Origin of the sequence: Diaminobutyricimonas sp. LJ205 (genome assembly GCF_009755725.1) — a bacterium.
Classification (GTDB): Bacteria; Actinomycetota; Actinomycetes; order Actinomycetales; family Microbacteriaceae; genus Ruicaihuangia.
The window spans coordinates 1,248,319-1,261,018 of the sequence record NZ_CP046619.1 but is presented as its reverse complement, the minus strand read 5'-3'; the positions used below and the strand labels follow the sequence as shown (position 1 = coordinate 1,261,018).

Annotated in this window: 12 protein-coding genes; 3 read left to right on the top strand and 9 right to left on the bottom strand. The window is 66.4% G+C overall.

The window, feature by feature from the left end; translation table 11 throughout:
* Nucleotides 1–59 precede the first annotated feature (59 nt).
* Complete coding sequence (locus GO591_RS05995) at nt 60–3,464, bottom strand: pyruvate carboxylase (RefSeq protein WP_157155984.1); 3,405 nt, start codon at nt 3,462–3,464, stop codon at nt 60–62.
* A gap of 122 nt (nt 3,465–3,586) precedes the next feature.
* Between GO591_RS05995 and GO591_RS05990 the strand changes: the two genes are divergently transcribed.
* Nucleotides 3,587–4,396 (top strand): ParA family protein, encoded by an 810-nt coding sequence (locus tag GO591_RS05990; protein ID WP_157155983.1) that lies wholly within the window; start codon nt 3,587–3,589, stop codon nt 4,394–4,396.
* Nucleotides 4,397–4,473: 77 nt separating this feature from the next.
* Here the strand turns inward: GO591_RS05990 and GO591_RS05985 are convergent, their stop codons facing one another.
* The 4 genes from GO591_RS05985 to GO591_RS05970 all read right to left on the bottom strand — a co-directional run bounded on the left by GO591_RS05985 (nt 4,474) and on the right by GO591_RS05970 (nt 7,574).
* Entirely contained in the window at nt 4,474–5,019 is a 546-nt protein-coding gene (locus GO591_RS05985; protein ID WP_157155982.1) for a MerR family transcriptional regulator, read from the bottom strand.
* Nucleotides 5,020–5,131: 112 nt separating this feature from the next.
* Nucleotides 5,132–5,833 (bottom strand): transcriptional regulator FtsR, encoded by a 702-nt coding sequence (gene ftsR, locus GO591_RS05980; RefSeq protein ID WP_157155981.1) that lies wholly within the window; start codon nt 5,831–5,833, stop codon nt 5,132–5,134.
* Nucleotides 5,833–6,303, bottom strand: a complete 471-nt coding sequence (locus GO591_RS05975; RefSeq protein WP_157155980.1) for an FHA domain-containing protein — start codon at nt 6,301–6,303, stop codon at nt 5,833–5,835. The genes ftsR and GO591_RS05975 overlap by 1 nt, the downstream gene beginning before the upstream one ends.
* Before the next feature lie 176 nt (nt 6,304–6,479).
* Nucleotides 6,480–7,574: a fatty acid desaturase family protein gene (locus GO591_RS05970; protein ID WP_157155979.1), complete on the bottom strand. Its 1,095-nt coding sequence runs from the start codon at nt 7,572–7,574 to the stop codon at nt 6,480–6,482.
* A 330-nt stretch (nt 7,575–7,904) separates the two neighbouring features.
* On the opposite strand from GO591_RS05970, the gene GO591_RS05965 reads away from it, so the two are divergent.
* On the top strand, nt 7,905–8,108 hold the full coding sequence (locus GO591_RS05965) for a cold-shock protein (protein WP_157155978.1): 204 nt from the start codon (nt 7,905–7,907) through the stop codon (nt 8,106–8,108).
* 45 nt (nt 8,109–8,153) lie between these two features.
* On the opposite strand, the gene GO591_RS05960 is transcribed toward GO591_RS05965, so the two are convergent.
* The 4 genes from GO591_RS05960 to GO591_RS05945 are packed head-to-tail and all read right to left on the bottom strand — an operon-like array spanning nt 8,154 to nt 10,673.
* Nucleotides 8,154–9,005 carry a DNA-3-methyladenine glycosylase family protein gene (locus GO591_RS05960; protein ID WP_157155977.1) on the bottom strand — a complete coding sequence of 284 codons (852 nt, stop codon included), beginning with the start codon at nt 9,003–9,005 and terminating at the stop codon, nt 8,154–8,156.
* Nucleotides 9,002–9,583, bottom strand: coding sequence for a DNA-3-methyladenine glycosylase I (locus GO591_RS05955; protein WP_157157796.1), 582 nt, complete (start codon nt 9,581–9,583; stop codon nt 9,002–9,004). The genes GO591_RS05960 and GO591_RS05955 overlap by 4 nt, the downstream gene beginning before the upstream one ends.
* Nucleotides 9,584–9,600: 17 nt before the next feature.
* Nucleotides 9,601–10,200 (bottom strand): methylated-DNA--[protein]-cysteine S-methyltransferase, encoded by a 600-nt coding sequence (locus GO591_RS05950; protein WP_157155976.1) that lies wholly within the window; start codon nt 10,198–10,200, stop codon nt 9,601–9,603.
* Nucleotides 10,197–10,673, bottom strand: a complete 477-nt coding sequence (locus GO591_RS05945; RefSeq protein WP_157155975.1) for an RNA polymerase sigma factor — start codon at nt 10,671–10,673, stop codon at nt 10,197–10,199. The genes GO591_RS05950 and GO591_RS05945 overlap by 4 nt, the downstream gene beginning before the upstream one ends.
* A gap of 469 nt (nt 10,674–11,142) precedes the next feature.
* Here GO591_RS05945 and GO591_RS05940 point away from each other — a divergent pair, with 469 nt between their 5' ends.
* The gene (locus GO591_RS05940; protein WP_157155974.1) at nt 11,143–12,693 is read left to right on the top strand and encodes a sugar transferase; all 1,551 of its coding nucleotides are present in this window, start codon (nt 11,143–11,145) and stop codon (nt 12,691–12,693) included.
* Nucleotides 12,694–12,700 lie beyond the last annotated feature (7 nt).

The window sequence follows — 12,700 nt, the reverse complement described above, 5'->3', positions numbered from 1 at the left end:
CTTTCGGTGAATGACATTTCAGCTTATCGTCAGCTTGGCGTGCCTTTGGCGCCGGGGCGTCAGGACGGCTCGACCGCTACCAGCAGATCTCCCGCCTCGACCTGCTGTGTAGGCAGGATAGCCAACCGCTTCACAGTGCCGGCGACAGGGGCGGTGATGGCCGCCTCCATCTTCATGGCCTCGATCGAGGCGACAACCTGGCCGGCGCTGACGGTGTCACCGACGGCCGCCTGGAGCGTGACTACTCCGGAGAACGGGGCGGCGACATGGCCAGGCAGGTCAGGGTCCGCCTTCTCGGCGCTCTTCACGTCGACCTGGATGCTGGCGTCACGGATGAACACCGGGCGCAGTTGCCCGTTCAGGGTGGCCATGACCGTGCGCATGCCCTTTTCATCGGCCTCGCTGATTGCCTCGAGACCGACGTACAGGCTGACGCCCTTCTCGATGTCCACAACGTGCTCGGTGCCCGGCTTCAGCCCGTACAGGTAGTCGACGGTGTCCAGCACGGACAGGTCGCCGTAGGTCTCGCGTACCTGCTCGAACTGTTTGGTCGGCCCAGCGAACAGCAGCCGGTTGAGCGTGGCCCGTCGGGTAGCCGGCTCGGCTTCCAGTGCGCGCCTGTCGTCGTCAGAGATCTCGGTGACGCCGACCTTGACGTTGCGGCCCGCGAGCACCTTGCTGCGGAACGGTTCCGGCCAGCCTCCGGGGAGGTCGCCGAGTTCGCCGGCCATGAACCCGATGACCGAGTCAGGGATGTCGTACTTGTCCGGGTTCTGCTCGAAGTCGTCCGGGTCGGCGCCGACGGCGGCCAGCTGCAGCGCCAGGTCGCCGACGACCTTGCTCGACGGGGTGACCTTGGTCGGCCGTCCGAGGATCCGGTTCGCCGCAGCGTACCAATCCTCGACCTTCTCGAACTGCTCACCCAGTCCGAGCGCGATGGCCTGCTGGCGGAGGTTCGACAACTGGCCGCCGGGGATCTCGTGCTTGTAAACGCGCCCGGTGGGGCCGGGCAGGCCGGATTCGAACGGCTTGTAGGCCAGCCGCACGGCTTCCCAGTACGGCTCGAGGTCGGAGACGGCCTTCAACGACAGGCCGGTGTCCCGCTCGGTGTGCGCGAGCGCGGCGACCAGCGCGGACGCGGACGGCTGGCTGGTGGTGCCCGCCATCGGCGCACTAGCGACGTCGACCGCGTCAGCACCGGCCGAGCTGGCAGCCAGCAGGGTGGCGAGCTGGCCGCCTGCGGTGTCGTGCGTGTGCACGTGCACCGGCAGGTCGAATCGCTCACGCAGCGCACCGACCAGCTTGTGGGCGGCGCCGGCGCGGAGCAGCCCAGCCATGTCCTTGATTGCGAGCACGTGCGCGCCGGCCTCAACGATCTGCTCGGCAAGGCGCAGGTAGTAGTCGAGCGTGTACAGGTCCTCGGCCGGGTCGAGCAGGTCACCGGTGTAGCAGAACGCCACCTCGGCAACCGCGGTTCCGGTCTCGAGCACAGCATCGATCGCCGGACGCATCTGTGAGACGTCGTTCAGGGCGTCGAAGATCCGGAAGATGTCGACACCGGTCGCGGCCGCTTCGCGCACGAACGCGTCGGAGACCTCGGTCGGGTACGGCGTGTAGCCGACAGTGTTCCGTCCGCGCAGCAGCATCTGCAGGTTCACGTTCGGCAACTGCTCGCGGAACAGCGCCAGCCGCTCCCACGGGTCTTCGCCGAGGAAGCGGAGTGCCACGTCGTAGGTGGCGCCTCCCCACGCCTCAACCGAGAGCAGCTCCGGGGTGAGCCTGGCCACGTGCGGCAGCACCGCGGCGAGGTCCTTGGTGCGCACGCGGGTGGCGAGCAGCGACTGGTGGGCGTCGCGGAAGGTGGTGTCGGTGACCGCCAGCGCGGTCTGCGCGCGCAGCGCCTGGGCAAAACCGACCGGGCCCAGTTCCTGTAGCCGCTGACGCGACCCGGCTGGAGCGGGCACATTCAAGTCCACCACGGGAAGCTTGATCGCCGGATCCAGCACGGCGGTACCGGAACCGTTCGGCTTGTTCACGGTGACATCCGCCAGCCAGGTGAGGATCTTGCTGCCGCGGTCCTTCGAGACGTTCTCGTTGACCAGCCCGGGGCGCTCGTCGATGAACGACGTGCTCAAGTCCCCGGCCGCGAATGACGGGTCGTCGAGGACCGCCTGCAGGAACGGGATATTGGTCGAGACGCCACGGATGCGGAACTCCGCGAGTCCGCGCCGGGCCCGGGTGACGGCTGCGCCGAAGTCGCGGCCGCGGCAGGTCATCTTTGCCAGCATTGAGTCGAAGTGCGGGCTGATCTGGGCACCGGAGGCCACCGTGCCGCCGTCCAGACGGATGCCGGCGCCGCCTGGTGAGCGGTAGGTGGTGATCTTGCCGGTGTCGGGGCGGAATCCCTGCGTCGGGTCCTCGGTGGTGATCCGGCACTGCAGTGCAGCCCCGCGAAGCTTGATGTCCGGCTGCTGCAGCCCGAGCTCGGCAAGCGTCTGTCCCGCCGCGATGCGCATCTGGGACTGCACGAGGTCGACGTCGGTGACTTCCTCGGTCACGGTGTGCTCGACCTGGATGCGCGGGTTCATCTCGATGAACACGTGCTTGCCCTTGTTCGTCCCGACCGTGTCGAGCAGGAACTCGACCGTGCCGGCATTGACGTAACCGATCGAGCGGGCGAAGGCGACAGCATCCCGGTACAGGGCCTGCCGGATGTCCTCATCCAGGTTCGGCGCCGGAGCAATCTCGACGACCTTCTGGTTTCGGCGCTGCACCGAGCAGTCGCGTTCGAACAGGTGCACCGTCTCACCGGTGGCATCCGCGAGGATCTGCACCTCGATGTGCCGCGGTCGCAGCACCGCCTGCTCGAGGAACATGGTCGAGTCGCCGAACGCGCTGCCGGCCTCCCGCATTGCCTCTTCGAGCGCGGGGCGCAGTTCCTCCCGGGTGTTCACCCGGCGCATCCCACGGCCACCGCCACCGGCGACCGCCTTGGCGAACACCGGGTAGCCGATCTCATCGGCCGCCTTCACGAGGACATCGATGTCCGTCGTCGCCGGTGAGGACTTCAGCACCGGCACTCCGGCGGCGATCGCGTGTTCCTTCGCGGTGACTTTGTTGCCGGCCATCTCGAGCACCGAGGTGTTCGGTCCGATGAAGGTGATGCCGTTGTCGGCTGCCGCCGTAGCCAGGTCGGGGTTCTCCGACAGGAACCCGTAGCCGGGGTAGATCGCGTCGGCGCCGCTGAGCTTCGCCACCCGAATGATCTCGTCGACATCGAGGTACGCGCGTACCGGATGTCCCACCTCGCCGATCTGGTAGGCCTCGTCGGCCTTCAGCCGGTGCAACGAGTTGCGATCCTCATAGGGGAACACCGCGACCGTGCGGGCACCCAGTTCATAGGCTGCCCGGAACGCCCGGATTGCGATCTCTCCACGATTGGCTACGAGAATCTTCTTGAACATCGAGTCCCTTCCTAGCTGTCTGACGAGCCTACTGTGGGCGTCCTCCCCCTCAGGTTCGTAAGAGTCGCCACGGGCGGCAAGTTTTAGGGATTTTTCGGATCGGGAAGGTATGGTCGGTTCTCGTGCATGTACTGAGCGTCAGCTCCCTCAAAGGGGGCGTGGGAAAGACCACCGTCACGCTCGGGCTCGCCTCGGCCGCATTCGCGAAGGGCTTGAACACGCTCGTCGTCGATCTGGACCCACAGTCGGACGTCTCCACTGGGATGGACATCACCGTCGCCGGTCACCTGAACGTGGCCGACGTGCTCGCTTCCCCCAAGGAGAAGACGGTCCGCTCCGCTATCGCGCCGAGCGGCTGGACCCGAGGCCGCCCGGGCAGGATCGATGTGCTCATCGGTAGCCCGTCTGCGTTGAACTTCGATGGACCGCATCCGAGCATCCGCGACATCTGGAAGCTCGAGGAAGCGCTCGCGCACGTCGAATCCGACTACGACCTGGTGCTGATCGACTGCGCCCCGTCGCTGAACGCGCTCACGCGCACGGCGTGGGCGGCGAGTGACCGGGTCACCGTGGTCACCGAACCTGGTTTGTTCTCGGTCGCGGCCGCCGACCGTGCGCTGCGTGCGATCGAAGAGATCCGCCGCGGATTGTCGCCCCGTCTGCAGCCGTTGGGAATCATCGTGAACCGCGTGCGGGTGCAGTCGCTGGAACACCAGTTCCGCATCAAGGAGCTGCGCGACATGTTCGGCCCCCTCGTGCTCAGCCCGCAACTGCCGGAGCGCACGTCGCTGCAGCAGGCTCAGGGTGCGGCGAAGCCGTTGCACGTCTGGCCGGGCGAGAGCGCCCAGGAAATGGCCCGCTACTTCGACCAGCTGCTCGTGCGGATCATGCGCACCGGCAAGATCGGCGAGTACGCGCAGGACGCCGGCTGATTCCTCGCTGAGCGAGCCTCTCGGCCGAGCGCGCGCACGCTTGCGCACAATCCCGTCCAGGCGAGGTCAGGCGCGGTTCAGGATGCCTTGGACGCGCGCCGCGCGGCCAGCTCGTCCTGCGGGTCCTTGTCCTGCTGAATGTCCAGTTCGACGAGGCTGGTCTCAACCTCGCGCAGCACCTTGCCGACCGCGATGCCGAAAACTCCCTGGCCTCGGCTGACGAGGTCGATCACTTCGTCGTTCGAGGTGCACAGGTACACGCTTGCGCCGTCGCTCATCAGCGTGGTCTGGGCGAGGTCATTGATGCCCGCCTCCCGCAACTGGCCGATGGCGGTGCGGATCTGCTGCAGCGAGATACCGGTGTCCAGCAGCCGCTTCACGAGCTTCAGGACAAGGATGTCCCGGAAACCGTAGAGACGCTGCGAGCCGGAGCCTGCGGCCCCGCGGATGGTGGGCTCGACGAGCTGGGTGCGAGCCCAGTAGTCCAGCTGACGGTAGCTGATGCCTGCGGCGCGAGCGGCAACCGCCCCGCGGTAGCCGGCAGTATCGTCCATGTCAGGAAGACCGTCGGTGAAGAGCAGTCCGAGGTCGTAGCGATCCTCGCTACGGCTGAGTTCGCTCATTACGCTTCCTAACCTTCATGTTGAAGTTGATACTCCGGCGGGCTGTTCCAACCGTATCGACCCTGCATCGGAGCACCGACATCCGGACCCGGCGTGTCGAGCCGGATGTCCCTTAACTCTGGAATTTTACGAGCGCCGACCGGATCAGGCTCGAGCGGACGATTTCCAGCTGCCCGGCAATTTCCCGGGCGAGTTCCGCCGCTTTCGCCCGACTCGACGCGTCCTTGCGTCTCGCCACGGGCATCAGTGCGTTTTCGATCAGGCCTAGCTCACGTTCCGCTGCGGCACGGAATCCACGAAGGTGCCGCGGTTCGATCCCGGACCGCTGCAGTTCAACGAGTGACTTCAGTACTGCGAGCGTGTCCTCACTGTACAACTCAGCGGGCACAATGAGCGAGGCCGTCACCGCATCGTTCAACAGCATGGGGGTCGCGCCGGCTTCGCGCAGCAGTTCCTCACGGGTGTACCGACGCTCGGTCGGCAGCATCGACGGCCCGGCCACCGCTGCGCCATTCGGCAACACCGGGTTGCGGCCGGCATCGAGGTCGTCGAGGTAGCCGCGGATGACCTTCAACGGCAGATAATGGTCGCGCTGCATCGACAGGATGAGCCGCAGGCGGTCGAGGTCCTCAAGAGAGAACTTGCGATAACCGGACTCGGTGCGGGCGGGCGAAACCAGTTGTCGTTCCTCAAGGAAACGAAGCTTCGACGGTGTCAGGTCGGGGAACTCAGGGTTGAGCTTCGCCAGCACCTGCCCGATGCTGAGCAGCGCTGGCCCGGCTGACGCGCGCGCGGCCGATGCGGCGCGCCCCACTAGCGGCGCGCCAGGTTCGCGAGGTCGACTCGGGAGGCGTAAAAGGTGAGGCGGAACTTGCCAACCTGCACCTCGGAGCCGTCCGTGAGAGTCGCGGTCTCGATCCGCTCTCCGTCGTAGTAGGTGCCGTTCAGCGAACCCAGGTCTCGCACTTCGAACCGCGTCCCCGTGCGGATGAACTCGGCGTGACGGCGCGACACGGTCACGTCGTCGAGGAAGATGTCGGCGTCGGGGTGGCGGCCAGCCGCCGTGACGTCGGAGTCGAGCAGGAACCGCGCACCGATGTTCGGACCGCGGCGGACAATCAGCAGCGCTGAGCCGGAGGGAAGCGCATTGATCGCTTCCTGCTCCTCGAGCGAAACACCTGCTTCGAGCCCTGCCAGCTGTGCGCCGAAATCATGCCCGAAAGTCTTCGTGGTTTCGTTCGGCTCGTTCTCGGCGGCCGGGTCCTCACGCGTGGGATCAACCATCCTGAACCTCCTTGACTAACCAGACTATCGGACTGCGGCGCGCGAATGACCTGTGCATTAGCCCCGGAAGCCGGGGAGGGGACGACACGGTCCCCCCGGGCCGCAAGCGCCCAGCCTAGACGAGAACGCCTCGAAGAGACAATGCTTCGGATGCGTTGGTGCCCGGCCGGGCCAGCTCAGCGACGGCGGAACTGCGCAGCCGGTGGGCAGTCGAACGGGTCGCGGGCGGACAGCCCGACCCGGTTCAGGTAGTCGATGACGATTGCGTAGGACCGCGCCAGTGTGGTCTCCGTGTAAGGAATCCCCTGGGTCTGGCAATGCTCCCGGACGATCTCCTGAGTGCGGCGCAGGTGCGGGCGCGCCATGCTCGGGAACAGGTGGTGCTCAACCTGGTAGTTCAGCCCACCCATCAGCATGCTCATCCAGAAGCCACCGCTGATGTTGCGGCTGGTGAGCACCTGCTTGCGGAGGAAGTCCACCTTGGCGCCGGCAGCGATGACCGGCATGCCCTTGTGGTTCGGAGCGAACGAGGCGCCCATGTACACGCCGAAGACGACCAGTTGCACGCCGAGGAACGCGAAGGCGAGGCCGATCGGCAGCACCAGGAAGACGACGGTGACGTAGCTGCCCAGGCGGAGGGCGATCATGCCGAGCTCACGCTTGCGTCCGTCGACCTTGCCGCGCGCAAACAACGAGCGGATCGACTGGTAGTGCAGGTTCAGACCCTCGAGCGTGAGGAGCGGGAAGAACAGGTACCCCTGCACTCGGGTGATGGCGGCGAGGATGCCTTTTTGCTTGGCGGCGTCTTCTTCGATGAAGGAGATCGTGTCGACGGCGATGTCGGGATCCTTGCCGATGGTATTCGGGTTCGCGTGGTGACGAGTGTGCTTCGTCATCCACCACTGGTAGCTGATGCCGACGACGCCGGCGGCGAGGAATCGACCGGCGCGATCATTCGCGGGTCCGCTCTCGAAGACCTGACGGTGGGATGCCTCGTGGGCCAGGAAGGCGAATTGCGTGAACACGACGCCGAGCGCCGCGGCAATGAGCAACTGGAACCAGGAGTTGCCGAGAAGAATGAATCCCGCCGCACAGCCGAGCAGGGCAACGGTGAGAACGGCGAAAACGGTGATGTAGAAGGTGCGGCTGCGGCGGAGCAGCCCGGCCTCGCGAACGGTGTTCAGCAGGGCGGAGTAGGTGCTCACTGGCGAAGCGCCGTGAATCCTCGGTGAGGTCGGACGCACCGGTCCGAGTGTTGCGACAACGGTCACGTGGACCTCCGGTCTGGGATCGACTTCCCAGTCGAGAGGTGCGGGCAGATGCCCTGCAGATGTGTTCACCCTACGGAGTCGACCTGACGAATGACCTTGAATGACGCGCCGAGACTGATGATCCGGTGAAAGCACTTCCCCCCGACCCCCGGATGGGCTAGCCTTGCCGCAACCGCTGTCGCACGTATCACGCGCGACACCCTCATCGAGGGGTGGTGTTGTTGAACCGTTGAAACGAGAAGCCTGGCTTTTCTGAAGGCGCAAGAAGAACACCGCGACACCCGCCACCGAACCCGGAGGTGGGAAACTTCAGAACAGGAATAACACGACATGGCTACTGGCATCGTCAAATGGTTTAACGCCGAAAAGGGCTTCGGATTCATCGCTCCCGAGGATGGCAGCCCGGACGTCTTCGCTCACTTCTCCGCAATCACGGGTGGCGGCTACCGCTCGCTCGAGGAGAACCAGCGCGTCGAGTTCGAGGTTGCTCGTGGCCCGAAGGGCCTGCAGGCGGAGAACATTCGCCCCCTCTAACTCTTAGAGCAACAGTGACGCCCCCGGTGGATTCCACCGGGGGCGTTACTTGTACGCGGCGGCGGTCCAGAGGTGGAACAGCCCGTACGCCCGCCATGGGCGCCAGCCTTCCGCCGCCTCGACCGCCTGCCGGGCGGAATTCACACCGAGCGCTCGCTGCAACACCAGATCGCCCGCTGGATAAGCATCCCGATCGCGCAGCACCCGCACTGCTAGATAGTCGACCGTCCACGGGCCGATCCCTGGCAAGGCGAGCAACTCCGCCCGAATCGTGGCGTGGTCACCGGAGGGATCAATCCGCAGCCCACCGGCGCACGCGCCGGCTAGGGCGAACAGGGTTCGCGCTCGCGCGGTAGTCAGCCCGATCCGCTGGCGCAGCTCCTCGGGATCGACGGCTGCCAGCACCGCAGGGGTCGGGAACACGCTGAAGCCGGCCTCACTCAGGCTCCCCCAGCCCGCGACCAGTCGGCCCGCGAGTGTACGTGCAGCCGCCAGCGACACCTGCTGGCCGAGCACGGTGAGCACGGCGGTTTCGAATCCGTCGACCGAGCCAGGGATGCGCAGCGACGGCCGCGCCCGGATCAGCGGTCCGACGACCGAGTCGGCTCCGAGCGCGTCGCGGACCGCACCAAGGTCGGTGTCCAGGTCGAACCAGGTTCTGACGGTTTCGACGACCTCGTCCGCGGCATCCGGCCGCTCCACCTGAACCGAAACATGCCCATCGCCGAACGCGATGGTCGTGAGCGCCGGGCCGCCGGAGGTGGCGATCAGCCGGGTGTGCGTGCGGCGATCGCGATCCGTGATCTCAAGACCGGGGACAGCATGCGCAGCCAGTGCGCCGATGAGCGGCGCGACCTCGACCGCGGCCGGGATCTCGATGACTGCCGCCCCGGTCATCCGGCCGACCAGATTCCAGAGGTGCCCCGGCGGTGACTGTCGACGAGGTGCGTGTCGATCATGCCGATCGCCTCCATCAGCGCGAACATCGTCGTCGGCCCGACAAACGCAAAACCCTTTGCCCGCAATGCCTTCGACAGCGCCACGGACTCCGGCGAACTCGTCGGAATATCAGACGACTGACGCGGCGCGAGCGTCGTCTCCGGCTGGAACGACCACACGAATCGGGCCAGGCCACCTTCATCGCGCAGTGCGATCGTGGCAGCGGCATTCGTGATGGTCGCCCGGATCTTCATCCGGTTGCGCACAATCCCGGCATCGGCCATCAGCCGTTCGACATCGGCGTCGGTGTACCGGGCGACGATGTCAGGGTCGAACCCGGCGAACGCTGCCCGGAAGGCAGGCCGCTTGCGCAGGATCGTCGCCCAGGACAGTCCTGCCTGGAATCCCTCCAGGCTGATCCGCTCGAACAGCCCGCGCTCGTCGCGGACGGGCATCCCCCACTCCGTGTCGTAATAGTCGCGGAGCAGGTCATCGCCGGCAGCCCACGCGGGGCGGGCGAGACCGTCAGCTCCCATCACGACCAGCCCGTCGCTCACGCAGCCGACTCCAGTTCGAGCAGGGTCACCTTGACCGGCGTGCCACCGAGGTACTGGCCGATCGTGCCGTCGCTTCGCACGACCCGGTGGCAGGGCACCACGATCGGCAGCGGGTTGGTCGCGCACGCGGTGCCCACGGCGCGCACGGCGCCGGGATTTCCAGCGGCCGCCGCCAGTTCTGCGTAACTGGCGGTGTGCCCGTACTCGATGGTCGGCAGTTGCTGGATGACCGAGAGCCGGAACCCCTTCGCGAGCCGCCAGTCCAGCGGGAGCTCGAACCGTGTGCGGGTGCCGGCGAAGTACTCGTCCAGCTGACGCGCGGCAGCATCCAGCCGGTGCGGGGCGTGCAGGATGCGGGGACTGATAACACTGGCGAGTCGCTCGAGCACCAGCTCGTGGCCCTCCAGGGCGAACGCCACCCGCACCAGACCGTGCTCGGTGGCCGCCAGCAGCAGCGCCCCGATTGGGGTGTCGATGGTGCGGTAGCCGACGTCCAGGATGCCTTCGGCTTCCGCCTCGCGCACGAGCTTCTCGTGCAACCGCGCGGAGGCGTCCGGGTCGTGGGTCGGGATTGCGTCGAGGATGCTGTTCGTCATTGTCGGGCTCCATTCTCTCGAGTCGGGTACGTGCGGCGGAGGGTGGCGATACCGTCGGCGGCGGCGCGACGCGCGGCAGCGGGATTGCTCCCGGTGATCGCCGCAATCTGCCGGTGCGGCAGTCCGATGAGGTAGTGGTAGGCGACCGCTTCGCGTTGTTTCGTCGGCAAGGCGGCAAGCGCCCGCCACAGGTCGCCATCCCAATCGTCGTCGCTGACCGGCTGTTCCGGCACCAGCTCGACGGGGACGGGGTGGCGGGCGCGGGCTCGATGGATGTCGATCGCCTTGCGGTGGGCGATTGTGACAAGCCACGCCTCGACGTTGCTCCCCGCGGGAAGCTCCGGATAGGCCCGCAACGCCGCGAGGAAGGTCTCAGACCAGGCGTCATCCGCATCGACGGGGCCGAGAACGGCCCGACACACGCGCAGGACGGCTGGGCCGTGCTCGCTCACGACCTGTTCAAACGGTTTCATCGCCACACCCTGTAGACGCACGGCCGAGCCCGAATGTGAGACGGCATCGCAGCAACTTTATGCCGCCTTCCCCAGCGAAGGTCGAGCGATGCTCGCTTCTCTTATCAGAAAAACGAGTCGATCTCGAGCGCGACACGCTGGAAATAACGTATTGACCCCCAAATTGGGTACACGGTAGATTCTCAGCCACCTGTAAAGTGTCACGAGAATTACCCCCGAACGGGTGACGGTACCGTCTGAGCGACCTTGTCCCAAGGTAACCCGACGGTTAGGCGGTACCGTCACCAGGCATACGAGCGCATTCCCGCTGCGCGCACTACCCGATTCAATTCCACGCGCTTACCCAAAGCGGTTACCTGTATACCCGAAGTGCAGGTGTTCAAGTGTCCTTAACGTCCCCGACGTTCACCGTTCCCTCAACCCATCCCCTGACCCCAAGCATCACCATCCCGGAAGTCCGAGCACGCTCATGAGCGGCATCGGCCACCGGGCTACCGGGCGGCTGCTTCTCGGCCCCGCCCTGCAACGCCCCATCCGTCGTCGTCGAGCGCCCGAAACCCCGCGCCCGACCAGCACCCTTCCGTCAGCGCGTGCCGTGCCCGAGCCGGGCGCGGCCTGGGCCCGGAAATACCGGGCGAAACTGCTGGGCATCGACGTCGCCGTGATTGTCGCGGCATCGATCGGTGCGGCCTTCCTCGTGAACCCGGTCGCCATGACCGGCGGTCCGGGAGCCAGACGCGCCTGGGTAATCACCACCCTGATCGGTCTGACCTGGCTGGCGGCGACGGCAGTGCTGCGGACGCGTGAACGTCGAATCATCGGCACTGGCGCGGCCGAATACCAGCGGGTGATCAGTGCGACGATTCTGGCGTTCGGCTTTCTCGCGATGACCTTCCTCGTCGCGGGCGAGGTCGCCCCGCGCTCGTACTTCATCACGGCGGCGCCGGCCGGTTTGGCAGGGCTGCTCACCTGCCGATGGCTCGCCCGCAAGTGGCTCACCCGGCAGCGGCAATACGGCCACTACCTGGCGCACGCCATCGTGGTCGGACGCCGCCGCGACGTCGAATATGTCGTGCGACAGATCCAACAGAAGTGCGATGCCGCGTACGACGTGATCGGAGTAGCCCTCAGCCACCCGGCACAGCGATCCCTCCATGTGGACGGCGACGAGATCCCGGTGGTGGCGACCCTCGACACCGTGGCCGAAGTGGCCGAACAATGCGCGGCCGATGTCGTCATCGTCGCCGGCAATCCGCACGGCGGATCCGACTACATCCGGTCGCTCGGCTGGGATCTGGAGGGCACACAGGCGGAACTCGTGCTGGCGTCACGATTGACGGATGTCGCCGGTCCACGCATCCACTTCCGCCCCGTTGAAGGGCTTCCGCTCATGCATGTCGAACTGCCGACGTATGCGGGGTTCCGGCACATCTTCAAGCGAGTGTTCGATGTCGTGGTGACCGCGGCCGCGCTCGTGGTGTTGCTGCCGGTGCTGGCCCTGATCGCCCTGCTGGTGAAGCTCGACAGCCCCGGCCCCGCCCTGTTCCTGCAGGAGCGGGTCGGTCGCGACGGGCGCACCTTCCAGATCTGGAAGTTCCGGTCGATGGCGGTGGACGCCGAGGCCCGGCTCGAGGAACTGCGGGCGGCCAACGAAGGCGCCGGCGTGCTGTTCAAGCTGCGCGACGACCCGCGGGTGACCCGTATCGGTCGCGTACTACGCAAGTATTCGCTCGACGAGTTCCCACAGCTGTGGAACGTCCTCATCGGCGATATGAGCCTGGTCGGTCCACGTCCCCCGCTCCCGGGTGAGGTTGAGGCCTATGAGCGGCACGTGCAGCGGCGGCTGTTCATCAAGCCCGGCCTGACCGGGATGTGGCAGGTCGGCGGCCGGTCGAATCTCAGCTGGGAAGACAGCGTCCGCCTGGATCTGTACTACGTCGAGAACTGGTCGATCGCCGGCGATCTGGTCATCCTCTGGCGGACCGCGAAGATGCTGCTGCGCCCGGTGGGCGCCTATTGACTGGCGC

What these genes read in the sequence shown, in the direction of transcription:
- GO591_RS05975 (WP_157155980.1), bottom strand. Translation starts at nt 6,303, where the DNA reads ATGGTTGATCCCACGCGTGAGGACCCGGCCGCCGAGAACGAGCCGAAC.
- GO591_RS05950 (WP_157155976.1), bottom strand. Translation starts at nt 10,200, where the DNA reads ATGACGAACAGCATCCTCGACGCAATCCCGACCCACGACCCGGACGCC.
- GO591_RS05955 (WP_157157796.1), bottom strand. Translation starts at nt 9,583, where the DNA reads ATGGGAGCTGACGGTCTCGCCCGCCCCGCGTGGGCTGCCGGCGATGAC.
- GO591_RS05940 (WP_157155974.1), top strand. Translation starts at nt 11,143, where the DNA reads ATGAGCGGCATCGGCCACCGGGCTACCGGGCGGCTGCTTCTCGGCCCC.
- GO591_RS05960 (WP_157155977.1), bottom strand. Translation starts at nt 9,005, where the DNA reads ATGACCGGGGCGGCAGTCATCGAGATCCCGGCCGCGGTCGAGGTCGCG.
- GO591_RS05965 (WP_157155978.1), top strand. Translation starts at nt 7,905, where the DNA reads ATGGCTACTGGCATCGTCAAATGGTTTAACGCCGAAAAGGGCTTCGGA.
- GO591_RS05995 (WP_157155984.1), bottom strand. Translation starts at nt 3,464, where the DNA reads ATGTTCAAGAAGATTCTCGTAGCCAATCGTGGAGAGATCGCAATCCGG.
- GO591_RS05945 (WP_157155975.1), bottom strand. Translation starts at nt 10,673, where the DNA reads ATGAAACCGTTTGAACAGGTCGTGAGCGAGCACGGCCCAGCCGTCCTG.
- GO591_RS05985 (WP_157155982.1), bottom strand. Translation starts at nt 5,019, where the DNA reads ATGAGCGAACTCAGCCGTAGCGAGGATCGCTACGACCTCGGACTGCTC.